The 19357-nt window shown below is 70.4% G+C and carries 22 protein-coding genes and 1 pseudogene; 13 read left to right on the forward strand and 10 right to left on the reverse strand.

What is annotated here, in order from left to right; genetic code table 11:
- Window positions 1-12: 12 nt before the first annotated feature.
- Both ACH4YP_RS00305 and ACH4YP_RS00310 read right to left on the reverse strand, forming a co-directional pair.
- Complete coding sequence (locus ACH4YP_RS00305) at window positions 13-660, reverse strand: HAD-IA family hydrolase (protein WP_361067945.1); 648 nt, start codon at window positions 658-660, stop codon at window positions 13-15.
- Between the two features lie 95 nt (window positions 661-755).
- On the reverse strand, window positions 756-1772 hold the full coding sequence (locus ACH4YP_RS00310) for an NAD(P)-dependent oxidoreductase (RefSeq protein ID WP_398488653.1): 1017 nt from the start codon (window positions 1770-1772) through the stop codon (window positions 756-758).
- A gap of 326 nt (window positions 1773-2098) precedes the next feature.
- Between ACH4YP_RS00310 and ACH4YP_RS00315 the strand changes: the two genes are divergently transcribed.
- The 6 genes from ACH4YP_RS00315 (at window position 2099) to ACH4YP_RS00340 (ending at window position 8459) form a co-directional block, all read left to right on the forward strand.
- Complete coding sequence (locus tag ACH4YP_RS00315; RefSeq protein WP_398488655.1) at window positions 2099-2944, forward strand: endo alpha-1,4 polygalactosaminidase; 846 nt, start codon at window positions 2099-2101, stop codon at window positions 2942-2944.
- Between the two features lie 12 nt (window positions 2945-2956).
- Complete coding sequence (locus ACH4YP_RS00320; protein WP_398488656.1) at window positions 2957-4279, forward strand: ABC transporter substrate-binding protein; 1323 nt, start codon at window positions 2957-2959, stop codon at window positions 4277-4279.
- A 79-nt stretch (window positions 4280-4358) separates the two neighbouring features.
- Window positions 4359-5327 (forward strand): carbohydrate ABC transporter permease, encoded by a 969-nt coding sequence (locus tag ACH4YP_RS00325; protein ID WP_398488657.1) that lies wholly within the window; start codon window positions 4359-4361, stop codon window positions 5325-5327.
- Between the two features lie 11 nt (window positions 5328-5338).
- Window positions 5339-6199 (forward strand): carbohydrate ABC transporter permease, encoded by an 861-nt coding sequence (locus tag ACH4YP_RS00330; RefSeq protein ID WP_398489422.1) that lies wholly within the window; start codon window positions 5339-5341, stop codon window positions 6197-6199.
- A 5-nt stretch (window positions 6200-6204) separates the two neighbouring features.
- Entirely contained in the window at window positions 6205-7152 is a 948-nt protein-coding gene (locus tag ACH4YP_RS00335) for a carbohydrate kinase family protein (protein WP_398488659.1), read from the forward strand.
- Window positions 7149-8459, forward strand: coding sequence for an alpha-glucosidase/alpha-galactosidase (locus ACH4YP_RS00340; protein WP_398488661.1), 1311 nt, complete (start codon window positions 7149-7151; stop codon window positions 8457-8459). Before ACH4YP_RS00335 ends, ACH4YP_RS00340 begins: the two co-directional genes overlap by 4 nt.
- Window positions 8460-8487: 28 nt before the next feature.
- Here ACH4YP_RS00340 and ACH4YP_RS00345 read toward each other — a convergent pair whose 3' ends face one another.
- Window positions 8488-9003, reverse strand: a complete 516-nt coding sequence (locus ACH4YP_RS00345; RefSeq protein WP_398488662.1) for a flavoprotein — start codon at window positions 9001-9003, stop codon at window positions 8488-8490.
- Between the two features lie 9 nt (window positions 9004-9012).
- Window positions 9013-9471, reverse strand: coding sequence for a DUF1348 family protein (locus ACH4YP_RS00350; RefSeq protein WP_398488664.1), 459 nt, complete (start codon window positions 9469-9471; stop codon window positions 9013-9015).
- Window positions 9472-9634: 163 nt separating this feature from the next.
- Between ACH4YP_RS00350 and ACH4YP_RS00355 the strand changes: the two genes are divergently transcribed.
- The 3 genes from ACH4YP_RS00355 (at window position 9635) to ACH4YP_RS00365 (ending at window position 11600) form a co-directional block, all read left to right on the forward strand.
- Window positions 9635-10207 (forward strand): TetR/AcrR family transcriptional regulator, encoded by a 573-nt coding sequence (locus ACH4YP_RS00355; protein ID WP_398488666.1) that lies wholly within the window; start codon window positions 9635-9637, stop codon window positions 10205-10207.
- A 209-nt stretch (window positions 10208-10416) separates the two neighbouring features.
- On the forward strand, window positions 10417-11049 hold the full coding sequence (locus ACH4YP_RS00360; protein WP_398488668.1) for a LysE family transporter: 633 nt from the start codon (window positions 10417-10419) through the stop codon (window positions 11047-11049).
- Between the two features lie 101 nt (window positions 11050-11150).
- On the forward strand, window positions 11151-11600 hold the full coding sequence (locus tag ACH4YP_RS00365; RefSeq protein WP_398489423.1) for a nitroreductase family deazaflavin-dependent oxidoreductase: 450 nt from the start codon (window positions 11151-11153) through the stop codon (window positions 11598-11600).
- 146 nt (window positions 11601-11746) lie between these two features.
- On the opposite strand, the gene ACH4YP_RS00370 is transcribed toward ACH4YP_RS00365, so the two are convergent.
- Window positions 11747-12757: a cation diffusion facilitator family transporter gene (locus ACH4YP_RS00370; protein WP_398488670.1), complete on the reverse strand. Its 1011-nt coding sequence runs from the start codon at window positions 12755-12757 to the stop codon at window positions 11747-11749.
- A gap of 93 nt (window positions 12758-12850) precedes the next feature.
- On the opposite strand from ACH4YP_RS00370, the gene ACH4YP_RS00375 reads away from it, so the two are divergent.
- The 3 genes and pseudogenes from ACH4YP_RS00375 (at window position 12851) to ACH4YP_RS00385 (ending at window position 14785) form a co-directional block, all read left to right on the forward strand.
- Window positions 12851-13867 carry a glutathione S-transferase family protein gene (locus ACH4YP_RS00375; RefSeq protein WP_398488671.1) on the forward strand — a complete coding sequence of 339 codons (1017 nt, stop codon included), beginning with the start codon at window positions 12851-12853 and terminating at the stop codon, window positions 13865-13867.
- 84 nt (window positions 13868-13951) lie between these two features.
- Window positions 13952-14245: a DUF4235 domain-containing protein gene (locus ACH4YP_RS00380; RefSeq protein WP_359840653.1), complete on the forward strand. Its 294-nt coding sequence runs from the start codon at window positions 13952-13954 to the stop codon at window positions 14243-14245.
- A gap of 72 nt (window positions 14246-14317) precedes the next feature.
- Window positions 14318-14785: pseudogene (locus tag ACH4YP_RS00385) on the forward strand (peroxiredoxin).
- A 69-nt stretch (window positions 14786-14854) separates the two neighbouring features.
- Here ACH4YP_RS00385 and ACH4YP_RS00390 read toward each other — a convergent pair.
- Window positions 14855-15247, reverse strand: a complete 393-nt coding sequence (locus tag ACH4YP_RS00390; protein ID WP_361052674.1) for a VOC family protein — start codon at window positions 15245-15247, stop codon at window positions 14855-14857.
- Between the two features lie 360 nt (window positions 15248-15607).
- Here ACH4YP_RS00390 and ACH4YP_RS00395 point away from each other — a divergent pair, with 360 nt between their 5' ends.
- Complete coding sequence (locus tag ACH4YP_RS00395) at window positions 15608-16639, forward strand: 7-epi-alpha-eudesmol synthase (protein WP_398488673.1); 1032 nt, start codon at window positions 15608-15610, stop codon at window positions 16637-16639.
- An 88-nt stretch (window positions 16640-16727) separates the two neighbouring features.
- Here the strand turns inward: ACH4YP_RS00395 and ACH4YP_RS00400 are convergent, their stop codons facing one another.
- The 4 genes from ACH4YP_RS00400 to ACH4YP_RS00415 are packed head-to-tail and all read right to left on the reverse strand — an operon-like array spanning window position 16728 to window position 19357.
- The gene (locus ACH4YP_RS00400; RefSeq protein WP_361052667.1) at window positions 16728-17981 is read right to left on the reverse strand and encodes a cytochrome P450; all 1254 of its coding nucleotides are present in this window, start codon (window positions 17979-17981) and stop codon (window positions 16728-16730) included.
- Complete coding sequence (locus tag ACH4YP_RS00405; protein ID WP_361052664.1) at window positions 17978-18598, reverse strand: ATP/GTP-binding protein; 621 nt, start codon at window positions 18596-18598, stop codon at window positions 17978-17980. The genes ACH4YP_RS00400 and ACH4YP_RS00405 overlap by 4 nt, the downstream gene beginning before the upstream one ends.
- Entirely contained in the window at window positions 18579-18950 is a 372-nt protein-coding gene (locus ACH4YP_RS00410; protein ID WP_143634907.1) for a DUF742 domain-containing protein, read from the reverse strand. Before ACH4YP_RS00410 ends, ACH4YP_RS00405 begins: the two co-directional genes overlap by 20 nt.
- Window positions 18947-19357 (reverse strand): roadblock/LC7 domain-containing protein, encoded by a 411-nt coding sequence (locus ACH4YP_RS00415; protein ID WP_055611716.1) that lies wholly within the window; start codon window positions 19355-19357, stop codon window positions 18947-18949. The genes ACH4YP_RS00410 and ACH4YP_RS00415 overlap by 4 nt, the downstream gene beginning before the upstream one ends.

Raw genomic sequence — 19357 nt, forward strand, 5'->3', positions numbered from 1 at the left:
AATCCCGCCTGGTCAGGAGCGCAGCAACTCCGCGGCGCCCAGGTCGAGTACGCCGTCGTGCCAGGTCAGCCCGCGCAGATCCCGTACGACGACGGGGGCGTCGGTGTCCAGACCGCGCGGCCCGACGCCGATGACGTACGCCCCGGCCGCCGCGCCCGCCGTGGCACCGGCCGCGCTGTCCTCGAAGACGACCGTGCGTGCCGGGTCCGTGCCCAGCTTCCCGGCGGCCGCAAGATAGCCGTCGGGGGCGGGTTTGCCGTGGCTGACGTCGTCCGCGGTGATGAGCACGGGAGGCAGGGGCAGGCCCGCGGCGGCGATTCGGGCCCGGGCGAGCGCGTTCACGCCGGAGGTCACCACGGCCCAGCTGCCCTGCGGCAGGCTCGTCAGCAGGTCGAGTGCGCCGGGCAGTGCGGTTGTGGTGGCCGCCGCCTCGATCTCCAGGCGGTCGATCTCGGCGAGGGCGGCGGGCCGTTCCCCGGGGTCGGGCACGAGCAGCGCGACGGTGTCGGCGGAGCGCCGGCCGTGCACCATCGCGGTGACCCGGTCGGCGGCGAGACCGCGGGCGCGGGCCCACTGGCTCCATGCCTGGTCGACGCCGAGGTCGGAGTCGACCAGCACGCCGTCGTTGTCGAACAGGAGGCCCTCGCAGGGGATGTTCACTGAAAATGCTCCTCACGGGGGCGGTTGCGGCACGTCGGCCGGTCTGCTCTCCCGGGGGCGGGCGGCCTCCGGGAAAGCACAGCGTGGCCGGGCCTTCAGGTGACGGGGCGGTTGCGGTAGCGGCCGACGAGTTCACGCGCCGCGGTCTGCATCCGGGCGGGCGGCAGCCCGTCGGCCAGCAGGGTCAGGTCGTCGACGACCATGTCGCCGATGGTCAGGAAGGCCTCCGGAATGCCGCCCGCGCGATGCGCGGAGAGGACCAGTCCCTCCAGTTCGCGGGACGGGTCGTCGGCGGCGACGGGTTCGTCGGGCCAGACGTCGATGCCCGCGAGCAGCCTGCCCTCGGCGACCCGTGCGAGCAGCGCGGGGAAGTCCACGACGGGTGCCCGGCTCACCAGTACGAGCCTGGCGCCGTCGGGCAGCAGCCCCAGCTCACGCTCGCCGAGCAGATGGCGGCTGTCGTCCGTGACGGTCGCGAGGACGAAGACGAACCGGCTGCGGGTCAGGGTCTCGTCGAGGCCGGCCGGGACAAGTCCCTGCTCGCGCAGGACGGCGGCCGGCAGCCAGGGGTCGTAGACGCGGAGGGTGGGGCGGAAGGGTGCCAGGAGCGGGTGGAGGCTGCGGCCGAGGTTCCCGAATCCGATCAGGCCGACGTCCGCGCCGCGCAGCAGTACGGCATCGGTGTTGCCGTCGGACACGTACCGTTCGCGTCCGGCGCGGAAGGCGCGGTCCTCGCGGCTGATGCCGCGCGCGAGGTCCAGCGCGAGCCCGAGGGCGTACTCGGCGACGGCCTGGGCGTAGGCCGGTCCGCAGCCCAGGACGTGGATGCCGCGCCGGAAGCACCCGTCGTAGTCGACGTTCGGGAAGAAGTTGCCCTCGACGTTGAGCAGGGCCCTCAACTCCCCTGCCCGGGCGAGGCGTTCGGCCGGCAGGTCGGGCTGGCCGACAACGGCGAACGCGTCGGGCAGTGCCTTGTCGAAGGCTTCCTCGGAGTCCGGTTCCACGACGGTGAAGCGGTCGCCGAGCCGGGCCAGCGCGTCCGGGGTGAAGATACGTTCCTTGGGGTGCGGCTCGGCCTGAAGGATCACGAGCGGCTTGTGCGGGGTGCTCACGGCTCTCCTTGCGTCCGTCACGGTCTCGTACAGGCACTGGCGTCGGCCTCACGAAACGGTAGCCCGGCACTCCCGGCACGGCACCATGGCGTGGAGCCGCCGCCCTTGTCTCGGAGTTCCGAGGAGAACCCCGGGCCGGGCCCAGCACCCGCCGCGGCTTGACGCGGCGGAGTCCGCACGGTTTGATCCAGAGCGTGCCGAGGCGCGCAGCCCGGCACGCAGAGGTACGCCCAGCCGGTATCGGACAAGGTTCTCAGTCCGGCCAAAGTCGCCAGGACCGTCACGGGGTCCGAGGCGGGGACGTACTCGCGATTGATGGAGCGGACATGTCCGTCAAGCGTGGCGCCCGCGTGGGAGTGTTCAGGGCGGCCGCCGCCCTGATCGTCCTCGCGGCACTGGCCTCCTGTACGTCGGATCCGGACGACAAGGGCCCGGAGAAGTCCACGAGGCCGAGCTCGAAGGCCCTTCGACTGCCCCCCGTGCACGCGGGCTTCGACTACCAGATCGGCGGCGCCTATCCGCCGCCCGCCGGCGTCCGTGTCGTCGCCCGCGACCGCAAGGCCGAACCCGCCCGCGGTGTCTACAACATCTGTTATGTCAACGCGTTCCAGGCCCAGCCGGACGAGCAGGACGACTGGCCCGCCGATCTGCTGCTGCGCGACAAGAAGGGCAAGGTCGTCGTGGACGGCGACTGGGACGAGGCCCTGCTCGACATCGGCACGCCCGCCAAGCGCGAGCGCGTCGCGGCCAGGATCAACGAGTGGATCGACGGCTGCGCGGACAAGGGCTACGACGCCGTCGAGCCGGACAACCTCGACAGCTTCACCCGCTCCCGCGGTCTGCTGAGCGCGGCCGACGCCACCGCCTTCGTCAGGCTGCTCTCGGACCACGCGCACTCCCGGGGCCTGGCCATCGGGCAGAAGAACACCGTGGAGCTGGCGGGTCAACGCGGCGGTACGGGGCTCGACTTCGCGGTGGCGGAGGAGTGTGGCGAGTACGACGAGTGCGGTGAGTACGCCGAGGCGTTCGACGACCGGGTCGTCGTCATCGAGTACACCGACAAAGGTTTCAGGAAGGCCCGTTCGGGCTTCGGCGACCGGCTGAGCATCGTGCGCCGGGATGTGCTGGTGTCGACCCCCGACAGCGCCGACTACGTCCGCAAGACCCGCTGACGGAGGCTCCCGATGGCTCGAACCCGAGGTGTGTTGTGCCCTGTTGAGCGCCGCGGCCTGTTCAAAGGGGCTGCCGCTGTCGCCGCCGCGCCGCTGCTGGGCGCCTGTTCGCAAGGCGCGTCCGACGGCGTGGGCGCCGACGGGAAGGTGACCGTGGAGCTGTGGCACGGCCAGGTCGACACGGCGAAGGAGGCGATACAGGCGCTGGTCACGGAGTTCAACCGGACGCATCCGGGGATCCGGGTGGACGCCGGTGGCGGCGGGGTCATCTCCGACGCGATGCTGCAGAAGGTGACGGCCGCACTGGCCGCCGGCTCCTATCCGGACATCGCGTACGTCTTCGGCTCCGACCTCGCCAGCATCGCCCGCAGCCCCCGGGTCGTCGACCTGACCGACGCGATGCGCGGCGGCCCCACGGCCTGGAACGGCTTCTGGGCGCCGGTGCGCGAGGCGGTCACCGTCAACGGCAAGGTACGGGCCGCCCCCGCCCTGCTCGACTCGCTGGCCGTCGTCTACAACAGGAAACTGTTCCGGCAGGCCGGTGTCCCCTTCCCCGAAGCGGGCTGGACCTGGGACGAATTCGCCGACACGGCAAGGAAGTTGACCGACTCCGGCCGGGGCGTCTTCGGAACGGGCTGGCCCGGCACGGGTGACGAGGACACGGTCTGGCGGCTGTGGCCGATGATCTGGGACCTTGGCGGTGACGTCGTCGCCGCCGACGGCAGGAGCATCGGCTTCGCCGGCCAGGGCGTCCGGGCGCTCGACACCCTGCGGCGACTCGTCGCGGACAAGAGCGTGTACGTCGACCCGAAGCCCGGCGGCGAGCAGATGTACCAGGTGTTCCTGGGCGGCCGGATGGCGATGGTGGCGACCGGGCCCTGGCAGCTGCCGGACATCCTGGACGCCGAGGTGGACTACGACGTCGTACCGTTGCCGTCCTACAGCGGGCGGCCTGTGACGATCTCCGGCCCCGACACCTGGACCGTCTTCGACAACGGCTCGGCGCGCTCGCGGGCAGCCGTGGAGTTCGTCCAGTGGATGATGCGGCCGGAGCAGGACGCCCGGTGGGACATCCGGGCCGGGAGTCTGCCACTCGGTTCCGCGACGGAGCGGCGCCCGCAGTGGCGCGAGCACTCCCGACAGACCACGGGGCTCAGGGTGTTCACCGACACGCTGGACTCCGCCCGGGTCCGGCCCGTCCATGCCGCGTATCCGCAGATCTCCCAGGCGCTCGGCGAGGCGATCGTCTCCGTCCTGCTCGGCCGGGACTCCCCCGCCAAGGCGCTGCGCCGGTGTGCCGACAAGGCCGACGCGGCACTGCTCATCCCGCGCTGAACTCGCCGCATCCAGACCCCTCACGGATCCCTCGCTCGACCTGTGCTGATCCCGCGCTGTACCAAGGGAGGAAGGCCGCATGACATCACTGCCCCGCGCCATCACCCTCGCGCCACAGTCCCAGCCGCGGGCACCGGCCGCCGCACGGCGCGGTGCTCGGCGGCGTGCCCGGCGGGAGAAGATCACCGCCTGGGCGTTCATCGCCCCGTCGGTTCTCGTCATCCTGGGCCTGGGCATCGTCCCGGTGATCTGGTCGCTGCTGCTGTCGTTCCGCGCCGACGACCTGGTCACGCCGGGCCGCTGGGTGGGCCTCGACAACTACCGGGCGCTGGCCCAGGACCCCAACTTCCATACGGCGGTGGGCAATACGCTGCTGTACTCGGCGTTGTTCGTGCCGCTGAGCCTGCTCGGCGGGCTGGCGCTCGCGCTCGCCCTGAACCGGCGTATCCGTTTCATCGGCCTCTACCGGACCCTGCTCTTCATCCCGTTCGTGGTGTCCGCGGCGGCGCAGGGCGTGCTGTTCTCCTTCATCCTCGATCCGGAGTTCGGCGCGGCCAACTCGCTGCTGCACAAGTTCGGCATCTCGCCGCAGGGCTTCCTGACCGACCCCGACCAGGCCATCCATCTGCTGGTCCTGATCTCGCTGTGGAGCGGTGTCGGCTTCTGCGTGGTCGTCTATCTCGCCGCGCTGCAGGACGTACCGCGCGAACTCGTCGAGGCCGCCCGCATCGACGGGGCCGGCCGGTGGCGCGTACTGCGGCACATCACCCTCCCGGCGCTCACCCCGGTGACGGTCTTCCTGCTGCTGTGGCAGCTGATCACCGCGCTCCAGGTCTTCGACCTCGTGTACGTGACCACGAAGGGCGGCCCGCTCGGCTCGACCACCGTGATCGTGTACTTCGTCTGGCAGCAGGCGTTCCAGATGTTCACGGCCGGATACGGGGCCGCGGCCGCGTACGTCCTCGCGCTGGCCCTGCTGGTCGCCGGGGTGGCACTGCGTGTCACCCGGCGCCGGCAGGGGCGCGTCGCGGAAGGAGCCCTCCGATGAGCACCCGGTCGATGAGTGCGCTCAAGTGGAGCGCACGCGGGGCGAGTTCGCGCAGGGTTCCGCGCAGAGTGAGCCTCTGGCATCTGCTGCTCGCCCCGCTGGCGCTGGCGTTCGCGCTGCCGCTGGTGTGGCTGCTGCTGAGTTCGGTGATGACGAACGCGGAGATCAACCGGTTTCCGCCGTCGCTGTGGCCCGACGGCATCGATCTGGGCGGCTACCGGTATGTGCTGGGCAACGCGATGTTCCCGCGCTGGTTCGCGAACTCGCTGATCGTCGCGTCGGTCGCCGTGGTGTCGAATCTGCTGCTCGGATCGCTCGGCGGCTACGCGTTCGCGCGGATGCGGTTCGCGGGGTCGCGGGTGCTGCTCGGGCTGATGCTGGCGACCATGGTCGTCCCGTTCCAGCTGACGATGATCCCGACCTTCCTGGTGATGAAGTGGCTCGGTCTGATCGACACGCTGGGCGCGCTGATCGTGCCGTCGCTGGTGACGCCCTTCGCCGTGTTCCTGTTCCGGCAGTTCTTCCTGACGCTGCCGAGGGAGATCGAGGAGGCCGCCTGGATCGACGGGTGTTCGCGGCTGCGCGTGCTCTTCTCGATCGTCATGCCGCTGGCCCGGCCGGCCCTCGCGACGGTCGCGGTGCTGACGTTCCTGACCACGTGGAACGACCTGTCCTGGCCGCTGATCGCGATCAACCACGACACGCAGTACACGCTCCAGCTGGGCCTGACCACCTTCCAGGGGCAGCACCACGCACGGTGGTCCGCGGTGATGGCGGGCAACGTCATCACGGTGCTGCCGGTGCTGGTGGCGTTCCTGCTGGCACAGAAGACGTTCGTCCAGTCGCTCACGTCCAGCGGACTGAAGGGGTAGCCGCCTTGTCCCGTTCCTTCGACCTCCTGGTGATCGGGGACGTCAATCCCGATGTCGTGGTGGGTCCGGTGTCCCGCGCGATGGCCTTCGGCCAGCGTGAACAACTCGTCGAGCGGGGCGGGCTGGTCCTCGGCGGCTCTGCGGCGATCATGGCGTGCGGCGCGGCACGGCTGGGGCTGCGGGTGGCCTTCGCCGGGCGTGTGGGGGCCGATCCGGCGGGCGCGTTCGTCCGTGGAGCGCTCACCGACCGCGGCGTGGACGTCACTCACCTGACCACCGACCCTCAACTGCCCACGCCCTTAACGGTGGTGCTCAACGACAAGGACGGTGACCGGGCCATCCTCACCTCGCCCGGCTGTCTGACGGCGACGAGTGCGCGGGACGTGCCCGAGGCGCTGCTGTCCGATGCCCGGCACGTGCACGCGGCGTCCTTCTTCCTGATGCCCCGTCTGGCACGGTCCCTGGCAGCCGTGTTCGCCCGGGCGAGGTCCCACGGGGCGAGCACCTCGCTCGACACCAACGACGATCCCGACGGCAGGTGGGACCGCGAACCGCTCGACGCCGTACTGGAGTTCACCGACATCCTGCTGCCGAACGCCGCCGAGGCCCGCGCGCTCACCGGCGAGTCCCAACTGGGGTCGGCGGCGGCCGCGTTGGCGGGAGTCGTCCCGCTGGTCGTAGTCAAGGACGGCTCCGAGGGCGCCCTCGCCCATGACGGAGAACGGGTCAGACGCGTACCGGCCGTGCCGGTCGAGCCGATCGACACCGTGGGCGCCGGCGACAGCTTCGACGCCGGTTTCGTCACGGCGACCCTGCGCGGTCTTGACCTGTACTCATCGCTCACGCTCGCCGCCGCGTGCGGTTCGCTCTCGACCCGCGGCCACGGCGGTACGGCGGCGCAGCCGACGTGGCACGAGGCCTACGCCCACACCGACCTGGAGAGCCGCACATGACTGACGTAAAGATCGCCTTCGTGGGAGCAGGCAGCGTGGTGTTCACGCAGGGGCTGCTGGCCGACCTGTTCGCCTTCCCCGAGCTGGGGCACGCCCGGATCGCCCTGCACGACATCGACGAGGAACGGCTGGCCACCGCGGAGGGAGCCGCCCGCCACATCGCGGACGAGCGCGGCGCCAAACCGACGATCACCGCGCACCTCGACCGGCGCGCGGCCCTCGAAGGCGCCGACTTCGTCGTCAACACCGTCCAGGTCGGCATGAACGAGGCCACCCGCACGGACTTCGACGTCCCGGCCCGCTACGGAGTGCGCCAGACCATCGGCGACACGCTCGGTGTCGGCGGCATCTTCCGCGCCCTGCGCACCTTCCCGGTGCTGCGCGGCCTCGCCGAGGACATGGCCGAACTCTGCCCGGACGCCCAGCTGTTGAACTACACCAACCCGATGGCGATGAACGTCCTGTACCTTTCGCGGATCGCACCGGCCCTGCGCGTCACCGGTCTGTGCCACTCGGTGTACTGGACGATGCACGACCTCTCGGACCTGGTGGGCGTCCCCTTCGAGGACGTCTCCTATCTGGCCGCCGGCGTGAACCACCAGGCCTGGGTGCTGCGCTTCGAGCGCGACGGCCGCGACCTCCACCCGCTCCTCGACGCCGCGATCGCCAAGGACCCGGGGCTCCTGCGCCGCGTACGGGTCGACATGTACCGCAGGCTGGGCCACTACCCCACCGAGACGAGCGAGCACTCGGCCGAGTACGTCCCCTGGTATCTGCACCACGACACCGAGATCGAACGTCTCCGGCTGCCGGTGGGCGCGTACTTGGGAATCATCGAGGAGAACACCGCCGACTACGAGCGCACCCGCCGGGCCCTGCTCGCGGACACTCCGCTGCCCGTCGAGGGCACGATGGAGTACGCGCCCCAGGTGATCCACAGTGTCGTCACCGGGACCCCGCGCACGATCTACGGGAACGTCCCGAACCGCGGGCTCATCGACAACCTGCCCGCCGACTCCGTGGTCGAAGTGCCGTGCCTCGCCGACGCGTTGGGCGTCCAGCCGACCAGGGTCGGGTCACTGCCCCCGCAGTGCGCGGCGCTCAACAGCTCGTACGTCTCCGTCACCGACCTGGTCGTCCGCGCGGCCACGGACGGCGACCCGCGGCACATCCGCCATGCCGCGATGGCCGACCCCGCGACGGCGGCGGCCCTTCCGGTCGAGCGGATCTGGGACCTGTGCGACGACCTCGTACGGGCTCATCGGGAGCTGCTGCAGCCGGAGTTGAGGGAGGAACTGGGGCACTGACACCGGGCCCTGACCCGACCGGACCGGGTCACCGCTCCAGGAGGTCCAGGGCCTGTTCCCAGCGGAACTCCCGGTCCACCGGGCCGCCGAAGGCGTGTTCGCCGAACCGGACGCCCATCCCGCGCAGTCGCTTCAGACTGTCCTGGTACGCGGGGTGGGCCGTCAACGCCTGGCTCACACAGGGGAGTACGGAGATGGGCACTCCCATCCCGTACGCCTCGCAGAGCGTGCCCAGGGCGAGGGTGTCGGAGATCCCGGCCGCCCATTTGTTGATGGTGTTGAAGGTCGCGGGCGCCACGGTGACGGCGTCCGGGTCGGGGAACGGGCGCGGGTCGCCGGGAGAACGCCAGGCGGACCGGATCGGTCTGCCGGTCCGCGACTCGACCGCCGCGGTGTCGAAGAAGCCCGTCGCGATCGGGGTCGCGATGACCCCGACCTCCCAGTTCCGCTCCTGCGCCAGGGTGATCAACTCATCGACCCCCTCGGCGACTCCGGCGGCGCAGACGACGACGTACAGGAAGGGCTTCCGGGCCTGTTCAGTCACCCGGGAACCCTACTGAACGGGGAACGAATCCCCTCGCTCCGCGTCCGGACGCGGTCCGTGGATCCTGCGTTCCTTCTCCTCGATCGGTACGTCGTTGATGCCGGCCTCGCGCCGGGTCATCAGGCCGTGCTCGTCGAACTCCCACAGCTCGTTGCCGTAGGAGCGCCACCACTGGCCGTCGGTGTCGCGGCACTCGTACTGGAAGCGGACGGCGATGCGGTTGCCGTCGAAGGCCCAGAGGTCCTTGCGCAGGGCGTACTCCTGTTCGCGCTCCCATTTGTCGGTGAGCAGTTCCACGATCTGGGTGCGGCCGGTGACGAAGGTGTCGCGGTTGCGCCAGACCGAGTCCCGCGAGTAGGCGAGCGAGACCTTGTGGGGATCGCGGGTGTTCCAGGCGTCCTCGGCCGCCTGGACCTTCTGGGCCGCGGTCTCACGGGTGAAGGGCGGCAGGGGCGGGCGGTCGGTCATGACGGCTTCCTCTCGATGGCGGTGCGGCTCAAGTAAGTGGCGTCTCAAGGGAGTTGCGGCTCAATGGCGGTGCGACGAGCGGGAGAACGTGCGTTCTCCGCTACGGCTGCTAACGTAGAGAACGACGGTTCTCCCGTCAAGACGTCAAGGAGTGGGCCGGTACATGGACAGCGCGGTCGCCAGGGAACAGGCACTGGACGCGGCGGAAACCCTGTTCTACGGGCGGGGCATCCAGACCGTCGGCATGGACGACATCCGCGGCGCGTCGGGGGTCTCCCTCAAGCGGCTCTACCAGCTGTTTCCCGCCAAGGAGCAACTGGTCGTGGCCTACCTGGAGCGGCGCGACGTCCGCTGGCGGCAGCGGCTGGCCGACCATGTGGCCGGGCACGCGGATCCCGGGCTGCGCGTCCTCGCGGTCTTCGACTGGCTCGGCGAGTGGTTCCGCGAGCCCGACTTCCGGGGCTGCGCCTGGATCAACTCGTACGGGGAGCTCGGCGCGACGTCGGAACGGGTCACCGCCCAGGTCCGCGCCCACAAGCGGGCTTTCAAGGACTACCTGGCCGGCCTCGTGCGCGACGCCGGGCTGCCCCCGGACCTGGCCGAGCAGGTCTGTCTACTGGCGGAGGGGGCCATGGTCACCGCCGGGATCGAGCGGAGCGGCTCGAAGCCCGCCGAGCAGGCCGGGCGGGCGGCTCGGACGCTGGTGGAGGCGTACGGCGGGACCGTCGGCCATTGACCGACGTCCCGTCGGGCTGAGCCCTTCCCCTCCCCGGTCCGTGGCACGTTCCCGTGCGCGACAAATGAGTTGCCCCGGCGACTGCCCCGACGCCACCATCTGGCCATGACCACGACCGAAGCCCTTCTGCCGCCGACCTTCGCCACCGCTCGTCCGGTGCGGGTCCAGCAGCAGTCCGGCCGACCGCGGAGGCTCTCACCTCCACGGTCGTGACCGCCGCGCTCGTCGCGGGGCTCCTCGCGGGCTTTGGCATCGCCATCCCCGTGGGAGCGGTCGCGACCTATCTCGTCTCCCTCACCGCCCGTACGTCCCTGCGGATCGGCGTGTGCGCCGCGCTCGGCGTGGCGACTGCCGACGGGCTCTACGCCCTGGTCGCCGCGCTCGGCGGCTCCGCACTCGCCACCGCCCTCCAGCCCGTACTGGTCCCGCTGAGCCGGACCTCGGCACTCGTACTCGTCGCGCTCGCCGTACGAGGTGGAGTCACGGCATTCCGCCGATACCGCGAGCAGCGGCTCGCCACCCGCTCCGACCGGACGCCGGTGGGCCCCGGCCGCGCGTACCTGGCGCTCCTGGGCATCACGATGCTGAACCCCACCACCGTCGTGTACTTCACGGCGCTGGTCCTCGGCAGCAGTGCCGGTGCCGCCGCCGACCCCGTGGAACAGGGGGTGTTCGTCCTCGCCGCCTTCGCCGCGTCGGCCGGCTGGCAGCTGCTGCTCGCGGGCGGCGGCGCGCTGCTGGGCCGGGTGCTGACCGGTCGGCGGGGGCGGCTGGTGACGGCGCTGGTGTCCAGCGCCGTGATCCTGGCACTGGCCGTACGCATGCTGGTGGCGCCGTCGTGACGGACCGCGGCGTGCGCGCGAGGGATGAAATCCCTGGGGTCCCCGTGTTCAATCGGAAGTCGGCACGAGTCACACGAACGACGATCGATGGGATGGATGTCATGCCTCTCAAGGGTGAGTACGAGCCCAGCCCCACCCAGTGGGTACGCGACCAGGTCGAGTTGTACGAGAGCTCGAACGGAACCGAGGGAACGACGCTGATGGACACGGGGTTGCCCGTGATCGTGCTGACCACCCTGGGTGCCAAGAGCGGGAAGATCCGCAAGACACCGCTCATGCGCGTGGAGCACGACGGCACCTACGCCGCCGTCGCCTCGCTGGGCGGCGCTCCCAAGCACCCCGTCTGGTACCACAACGTCGTCGCCGACCCCCGCGTGGAACTCCAGGACGGCGGGACGCGCCAGGACATGACGGCACGGGAAGTGACCGGCGAGGAGAAGGCCCGATGGTGGGAGCGGGCGGTCGCGGCGTATCCGGCGTACGCCGACTACCAGAAGAAGACCGACCGCGACATTCCTGTCTTCGTGCTGGAGCCGGCCGCCGGGAAGTGAGCGGCGCGGGCACATGACCCAGGGCCGTACCGGGGCGCCGTCCCGGTACGGCCCGTCGTCCTGGGCCCGGCAGGGGCTCCGCGGCGGCTCCCGGAACTCGTTCGAAAAAAGTTGGCATGATTCCCGGACCGCCGGGCACCCGACGCTCAGGCCCCGCCGCGCTCCCCCGTCGTGGCGGGGCCGCCGACGTGTGCACCGGTGCTGGAGCCCACGTGCTCGGCCCGTGCGGCGCGGCGCGCGATGGCGGCGTCCGTCACGTCGAGGAAGATCTGGTCGGCCTCCGGGACCGTGTGGGCGACGGACCGCTTGATGCGCTCGGCGACCAGTTCGACCTCCTCACTGTCCAGGCCGGGGACCAGGTCGACCCGGGCGGCGACGAGGGCCGAGTCGGGGCCGAGCTGCATGGTCAGCAGGGACTCCACCGAGTCGATCTCGGGCTGGGCGTCCAGCAGTGCGCGGATACGGCGGCTCGACTCCACGTCCGCGGCCTGGCCGATCAGCTGGTCGCGTGCGTCACGGCCCAGCCGGTACGCCACGTAGACGAGCAGGGCCCCGATGGCGAGCGACGCCGACGCCTCCCAGACGATCCGGCCGGTGACCATGTGCAGGGCCATTCCGGCGATCGCGAGAGTCACTCCGAGCACGGCGGTGCCGTCCTCGGCGACGACGGTACGCAGGGCGGGGTCCCGGGCTCCGGCGGCGAGGCCGCCCTGTTCGTGCACCTGGTGGAGGGCCCGTAGCAGGGACGCGCCCTCGGCGAACAGGGCGACGACGAGGACGATCAGTCCGACCACATAGCCGTCGTGGGTCTCCGTGCTCCCGCTGCTGAGGGCGTCGAAGCCCTGGTAGAAGGAGAAGCAGCCGCCCATCACGAAGATCCCGACGGCGGCGAGCAGGGACCAGAAGAAGCGTTCCTTTCCGTAGCCGAACGGGTGCCTGCTGTCGGCGGGGCGTCGGCTGCGGCGCAGGGCGGCGAGGAGGAAGACCTCGTTCAGGCTGTCGGCCACGGAGTGCGCGGCCTCCGAGAGCAGCGCGGGGGATCCCGCGATCAGCCCGCCCACGGCCTTGGCCACGGCGATCACGAGGTTCGCGGCCAGCGCCACCAGCACGGTGACCCGGGTCCTGCGATCGGACGGTGTGGAGGGCTTGTGACTCATCTCGGCCGAATGCCCCTCGCACCGGCCCTCACACGGGGCGACAGCGGTTTTCGGGGAACCCTCCCCAGAGCACGTGCACGGAAGGAGCGAGGGATGAGCGACACCGAGGGCAACAGGGCGTACGGGAAGAAGTCCTTCAAGCGGTCCAGGAGCCACTTCGCGGACCGCGTCACGGCGGACGGCCGGGACGGCTGGCCGGTCGAGGCGGGCCGCTACCGCCTGGTCGTCAGCCGGGCGTGCCCGTGGGCGAGCCGCGCCGTCATCTCCCGGCGGCTGCTGGGGCTGGAGGACGCGCTGTCGATGGCGATCGCCGACCCGATCCAGGACGACCGCAGCTGGCGGTTCACCCTGGACCCCGGCGGCCGGGACCCCGTACTCGGCATCCGGTTTCTCGGCGAGGCGTACGAGGCCCGGGAGCCGGGCGCTCCGGGCGGCGTCAGCGTGCCCGCGCTCGTGGACGTGCCGACCGGCCGTCTGGTGACCAACGACTACCAGCGGCTCACCCTGGACCTCGCCACCGAGTGGACCGCCCTGCACCGGGAAGGGGCACCCGACCTCTACCCGGCGGACCTCCGCGACGAGATCGACGAGGTCATGGCGGAGGTGTACGAGGACGTCAACAACGGGGTGTACCGGGCCGGGTTCGCCACCGGTCAGAAGCAGTACGCGGCGGCCTGCGAGGGCGTGTTCCGGCGGCTGGAGCTGCTGTCGGAGCGGCTCGCGGGTCGGCGGTACCTGGTCGGGGACACGATCACCGAGGGGGACATCCGGCTGTTCACCACGCTGGTCCGCTTCGACGCCGTCTATCACGGCCACTTCAAGTGCAACCGCTGGAAGCTGGCCGAGGACCAGGTCCTGTGGGCGTACTCCCGTGACCTCTACCAGACGCCCGGATTCGGGGACACCGTCGACTTCGACCACATCAAGCGGCACTACTACGAGGTCCACACGGGCATCAACCCGACCGGCATCGTGCCGCTCGGGCCGGACCTGTCCGGCTGGCTCACCTCGCACGGCCGCGAGGAGCTGGGCGGGCGCCCCTTCGGGGACGGGAGTCCGCCGGGGCCCGTGCGCGAGGGCGAGGAGGTTCCGGCGGCGGGCCGGCCCTGAGCATCCGCCGGGTCTTTGCGTATGTGCCGCTGAACTGGACACTCGCCATGGTGAGTCCGGGAATGCGAACCGAAGGAGATCCAGGTGCAGAAGAAAAAGCTGCCACTCGTCTACAAGCCCCTCGGGTTCGTGCTCGGCTGGGCGAGCGGGGCCCTCGCCGGGATGGCGTTCCAGGCGACCTGGAAGGCGATACGCCACGAGGAGGACGCGCCCGACGCGCTGGACAAGGACCGCGGTTGGGGCGAGGTGCTGCTGGCCGCGGCCATCCAGGGCGCCCTCTTCGCGGTCGTCCGCAGCGCGGTGGACCGTACGGGGGCGACGGCCATCGAGCGGTCGACCGGAGTGTGGCCCTCCGGCGACAAGGGGGGCCGCGACTGACTCCCGTACCGTCCAGTACGGTTGGCCTCCACACAGTCGGCCCGGAGCCGGCCGGGAGTCAGGGGAGCGATCGTGAAGAACCAGATAGAGGTCGGCGACACCGTCTAGGACTTCGAGCTCCTCGACGAGACCGGGACCTCACGCAAGCTCTCCGAGCTGCTGGGCGAGGGGCCGGTCGTGCTGTTCTTCTATCCCGCGGCGATGACCGCCGGCTGCACCGCCGAGGCGTGCCACTTCCGCGATCTGGCCGCCGAGTTCACCGCCGCCGGGGCTCGTCCGGTGGGGATCAGCGGTGACACGGTCGAGCGTCAGCAGGAGTTCGCCGGGAAGCACACCCTCGGGTTCCCGCTGCTGTCCGACCCGGAGGGGCTGATCCGCGAGCGGTTCGGTGTGAAGCGGGGCTTCTCGCTGGCGCCCACGAAGCGGGTCACCTTCGTGATCGCCGAGGACCGGAAGGTACTGGAGGTCGTGCGCAGCGAGTTCAAGATGAGCGCGCACGCGGACCGCGCCCTGGCGGCCCTGCGCACGCACAACGGCTGAACCCGGAAGTCCCGTTCGCTCAACCCTGCCTGGGGCGATCACCCCTGGCAGGGACCTGTTCGGCTGAGGTCAGCCCTGCTTCGGGGCGGTGGTCCGGTTGGCACGCACGGTGAACGAGTGGCCGGCCGGGTCGGCGTATCCCCTCTCCTCGAACGGACCGGACGGGTCCTTGGCCTCCAGCGGCCGGCCGCCGAGCCCGATGACCTTGCGCTCGGCCGCGTCCAGGTCCTCGACGTGGAAGTCGATGTGGGCCTGCAGCGAGTTCTCTGGGCGCGGCCAGCTCGGCGGAGTGGCGTTCACGTCCCGCCGGAACGCGATCCGGAATCCGTCGGCTCCCTTGATCTCCACACGGTTCGCCGAGGCGTCCGTCTGTTCCGCGTCGAGGAACTCCTTGTAGAACGCGGCGAGTTTCTCGGGCTCGGCGCAGTCCAGCACCACGACGCCCGCCACTACCAGTGCCATGTCTCCTCCGTACGCCGACCGACCACGAGCGGCGCTCCGCCCACGGCTCCACGGTGACCGGGTACCCCGCCCGCGGAAATCAGTCGGCCGCGGGCCCAGGCCCCGGCCCGTCGGAGCGCGAGCGCGCTCATTCGGCCATGGAGGCCGACGAATCACCGAGGTCACGGAGTGGTGTAACGCAGGTCACGGTCAAGTCACCGAGGTCGCGGCATAGATCATTTACGATCAGGGCAGCCTCGTAGCGTGTAAATCGAGTCAACTTTCGTCTCGGGAAGCGCTGTTCGAGCCAGCGGGCGTCAATTTCGATGTCCGCCCACAGGGATGGGGGGGCCCTGTGAACCGTCTCAAGAGAGGACGCGAATGCCGCAGGACGTCAGGTTCGATCTCCCCTTCACCACCCCCGTCAGCGACCATCTCGAATTCGCCCGCGCCCGCCATCTGCGCTGGGTATGGGACAAGGGCCTGGTGCGCAGCCAGGCCGGGTTCGAGGAATACCGCTCCTGGGATCTGCCCCAGGCGGCCGCCCGCACCTACCCCCACGCTTCGGCCGACGACATGGTCGTCCTGATGAACTGGTTCTCGCTGGCCTTTCTTTTCGATGACCAGTTCGACTCAAGTAGGCCGGATCGCGCCGACCGGGTGGCGGAGGTCGCGCGGGAACTCATCGCCACTCCCCTGCGTCCGGCGGGCATCACCCCTCGTGTGGCATGCCCGATCACCATGGCCTGGGCGGAGGTCTGGGCCCACCTTTCGGATGGCATGTCTCTGACATGGCGTACGCGGTTCGCGGCTTCCTGGGGCCGATTCCTCGTGGCGCACACCGAGGAGGTCGACCTGGCCGCCCGCGGCCTGGCCGGCACGCTCGACCTTCAGGAGTACGCCGAGTTCCGCCGCCGTACGGTCGGCATCCACCACAGCATCGACGCCGGTGAGCGCAGCCGCGGCTTCGAGGTTCCCGCCGAGGTGCAGGCACATGCGCTGATGGAGAGAATGCGGGACCTGGCCGCCGACACCATCGGCTTCATGAACGACATCCATTCCTTCGAGCGCGAGAAACGACGAGGGGACGGCCACAACCTGATAGCCGTCCTGCACCGCGAGCGCCGCTGCGGCTGGAAGGAGGCCGCCGACGAGGCGGTCAGGATGACCACGGACAGCCTTGCCGGGTACCTCGAACTGGAGGCGCAGGTACCGCAGATGTGCGACGAACTCGGCCTGGACGACGACGACCGCGAGAAGGTCCGGATGGGCGTCGAGGCCATCCAGCACTGGATAAACGGCAACTACGAGTGGGCCCTGACCTCGGGCCGCTACGCCGCGGACAAGGAATCCCCGGCCGCCAAGGCCGAGTTGGCGGGCAAGGGCTCACTGGACGACCTCCTGGCAGTCTGAACGCGGCAGCCGAACGCGGTTCCCCGCACCCCGGAAGGGGCGCGGGGAACCGCGCGAGAGCCGCAGCAGCCCCCACCCGGCGGAGCGCCTACGCCGCGAACTTGACCGGAAGCCGGTTGAGTTTCGCCTCCCACGTGGAGGCCGTGGAGGTGAGCTCGTCCGGTGTCACCGCGAGCCGCAGCCCCGGCAGCCGGTGCAGCAGGACGTCGACGGCCGTCTCGATGATGGCCTGGCCGATGTTCTGCCCGGGGCACTCGTGCGGCCCCCCGCTGAACGCGAGGTGCGACTGGTTGCCGTGCACGGAGATACCGACGTCGGGCCGGATCTCCGGGTCCACGTTGCCGGCGGTCAGGCCGAGCACCAGCAGGTCGCCCTCCTGCACGTGATGCCCGCCGAGTTCGAGGTCGGCGGTCGCGAACCGACCCGGCAGGACGGCCAGCGGCGGGGTGTTCCACATGACCTCCTCGACGACGGAGGAGATGTTCAGCTGCCCGCTGACCAGACCGGAGAGCCGGTTGGTGTCGGTGAGCACCAGCTGGAGCACCCGGGCCAGCAGATTGCTGGTGGTGGCGTGGGCGGTGATCAGCACCAGCCGCAGATGGTTGAGGATCTCGTCGTCGTCGAGCTCTGCGTGGTGCTCCAGCAGCCCGGTGGTGAAGTCGGAGCCCGGTTCCACCCGCTTGCGCTCGGCCAGTTCACCGAGGATCTGCATGATGCGGTCGTTGTGTACGAGGGCGTCCGCGCCGCCCTTCATCACCTGGGCGCAGGACTCGGCCAGCTGCCGCCCCTCCCCTTCCGCGAGCCCGAACACCCTGGTCAGTACGAGCATCGGCAGGTACTCGGAGTACTCGGCCACCAGGTCGGCACTGCCTGCCCCGGCGAACCCGTCGATCAGTTTGTTCGCGAAGTGTGTGACATGGCGGCGGATGCCGCGGCTCGCGACGGCCTGGAGGTTGTCCGTGACCGCACCGCGCAGTCTGCGGTGCGGTTCGCCGTCCTGGGAGACGCAGTCGGGCCGCCACCCGAGCATAGGAATCAGTGGCGAGGTGCTCTCGACGCGCCCGTCCTTCCAGTCCCGCCAGATCCGCGAATCCCGGCTGAACTGACGGGGGTTGTCGAGTACCCGCCGGTTCTCCCGGTAGCCGAGGACCAGCCACGCCGGGATGTCGCCCTCCAGCAGTACCGGCGCGACGGGCCCGTGCTGCTTGCGCAGCCGCGAGTAGATACCGATCGGGTCGGTCGCCGCGTCGGGCCCGTAGAGACGGGTGAGTCCGTCTCCCCCGCCGTGCGCGACCGGGCAGCCGCGCGGGGCGTCGGGACCGTTCGAGGGCTGGTCGGTCATCGGGACTCCAGAGCGACTGCGGAGCGTTCCTTGAGATGGCGTATCAGCGTGATGAGCACATCACGGCTGGAGGCCCGGTCGCGGGCGTCGCAGGCCACGATCGGGGTGTGCGGGGAGATGTCCAGGGCGTCGCGGATCTCCTCGACCGGATGGTCCTTCGAGTCGGGGAAGACGTTGAGGGCGATCACGAACGGGACGTTCTGCCGCTCCATCTCCTCGATCGCCCGGAAGCTGGAGGCCAGTCGACGCGTGTCGACCAGGACCACGGCCCCGAGCGCGCCCTTGAACAGCCCGTTCCACAGGAACCAGAACCGCTCCTGGCCGGGCGTGCCGAACAGGTACAGCACCAGCTGGTCGTTGATGCCGATCTTGCCGAAGTCGAGGCTGACGGTGGTCTCCTGCTTGTCCGCCACCCCGATCAGGTTGTCGACGTCGGCGCTGGCCTGGGTCAGCGTCTCCTCGGTGGTGAGCGGCTTGATGTCGCTGACCGAACGGACCATGGTGGTCTTACCGGTGCCGAAACCGCCGGCGATCATCACCTTCACCGAGCGGGCGCCGGCCGGCAGGGTGCCGTCGGCCGAGTACCGGTCGGGATGGTCAAAGCCTTTCAAGTCCACTGAGTACCTCCTCAAGGAGCGCGAGGTCTGGCCCGCGACCGGCGCCTGACGCCGGGATGGGGTGGCGGGCTTCAACGCGGCCTGCGTCCAGCAGATCGGCCAAGAGCACCGCGAGAATGTTGAAGGGCAATCCGAGATGGGCACCGAGTTCGGCCACCGACAGCGGATCGCGGCAGCGCCGGAGGATCTCCTCGTGCTCGTGCTGCAGACCGGGGACGGCCGCGGCACGGGAGGTGATGAGGGTCGCCACGTCAAGGCTCGACGCCGAACCGCCCGGTCCGCTGCGACCGCCCGTGAGGACGTAGTAGCGCTCGAGACCGGACGGGTCCGTGGGTCGGCGGGGACCACTCATCCAGAGTGCTCCTCCAGGCGCGGAGTGGTGCCGAGGAGCTCACCCATCCTGCGGGCCAGGTCCCTCATCTGGTGACCGAGCAGGCCCTGGTCGAGCCCCTCCCTGGCGAGGACTCCGAGGTACGTCTCCACGCCGGCGCGAACCACGAAGAGGTGACCGCCGTCGACCTCGATCATCGCGAGGCGCAGTTGCCCGGCGTATTTGGGGAACTGCTCGGCCACGGGCTGGGCCAGCGCCTGCAGGCCCGCCACCACGGCTGCGAAACGGTCCACGTCGTCGGGGTCGTCGGCGCCGTAGGAGGTGATGGCCTTGCCGTCGCTGGAGGCCACGAGGGCGAAGCGGATCTCCTGGATGCTCTCCACCAGATCGCGGAGCGCCCAGCTCACGTCGGTTCCCTGTTGCGTCAT

It is taken from the genome of Streptomyces sp. NPDC020747, assembly GCF_044334695.1.
In the GTDB taxonomy this organism is placed as follows: Bacteria; Actinomycetota; Actinomycetes; order Streptomycetales; family Streptomycetaceae; genus Streptomyces.

Coding starts and splice junctions, on each gene's coding strand:
- ACH4YP_RS00395 (WP_398488673.1), top strand. CDS start 15,608: ATGCCGCAGGACGTCAGGTTCGATCTCCCCTTCACCACCCCCGTCAGC.
- ACH4YP_RS00400 (WP_361052667.1), bottom strand. CDS start 17,981: ATGACCGACCAGCCCTCGAACGGTCCCGACGCCCCGCGCGGCTGCCCG.
- ACH4YP_RS00375 (WP_398488671.1), top strand. CDS start 12,851: ATGAGCGACACCGAGGGCAACAGGGCGTACGGGAAGAAGTCCTTCAAG.
- ACH4YP_RS00325 (WP_398488657.1), top strand. CDS start 4,359: ATGACATCACTGCCCCGCGCCATCACCCTCGCGCCACAGTCCCAGCCG.
- ACH4YP_RS00410 (WP_143634907.1), bottom strand. CDS start 18,950: ATGAGTGGTCCCCGCCGACCCACGGACCCGTCCGGTCTCGAGCGCTAC.
- ACH4YP_RS00415 (WP_055611716.1), bottom strand. CDS start 19,357: ATGACGCAACAGGGAACCGACGTGAGCTGGGCGCTCCGCGATCTGGTG.
- ACH4YP_RS00315 (WP_398488655.1), top strand. CDS start 2,099: ATGTCCGTCAAGCGTGGCGCCCGCGTGGGAGTGTTCAGGGCGGCCGCC.
- ACH4YP_RS00355 (WP_398488666.1), top strand. CDS start 9,635: ATGGACAGCGCGGTCGCCAGGGAACAGGCACTGGACGCGGCGGAAACC.
- ACH4YP_RS00350 (WP_398488664.1), bottom strand. CDS start 9,471: ATGACCGACCGCCCGCCCCTGCCGCCCTTCACCCGTGAGACCGCGGCC.
- ACH4YP_RS00390 (WP_361052674.1), bottom strand. CDS start 15,247: ATGGCACTGGTAGTGGCGGGCGTCGTGGTGCTGGACTGCGCCGAGCCC.
- ACH4YP_RS00320 (WP_398488656.1), top strand. CDS start 2,957: ATGGCTCGAACCCGAGGTGTGTTGTGCCCTGTTGAGCGCCGCGGCCTG.
- ACH4YP_RS00370 (WP_398488670.1), bottom strand. CDS start 12,757: ATGAGTCACAAGCCCTCCACACCGTCCGATCGCAGGACCCGGGTCACC.
- ACH4YP_RS00340 (WP_398488661.1), top strand. CDS start 7,149: ATGACTGACGTAAAGATCGCCTTCGTGGGAGCAGGCAGCGTGGTGTTC.
- ACH4YP_RS00365 (WP_398489423.1), top strand. CDS start 11,151: ATGCCTCTCAAGGGTGAGTACGAGCCCAGCCCCACCCAGTGGGTACGC.
- ACH4YP_RS00330 (WP_398489422.1), top strand. CDS start 5,339: ATGAGTGCGCTCAAGTGGAGCGCACGCGGGGCGAGTTCGCGCAGGGTT.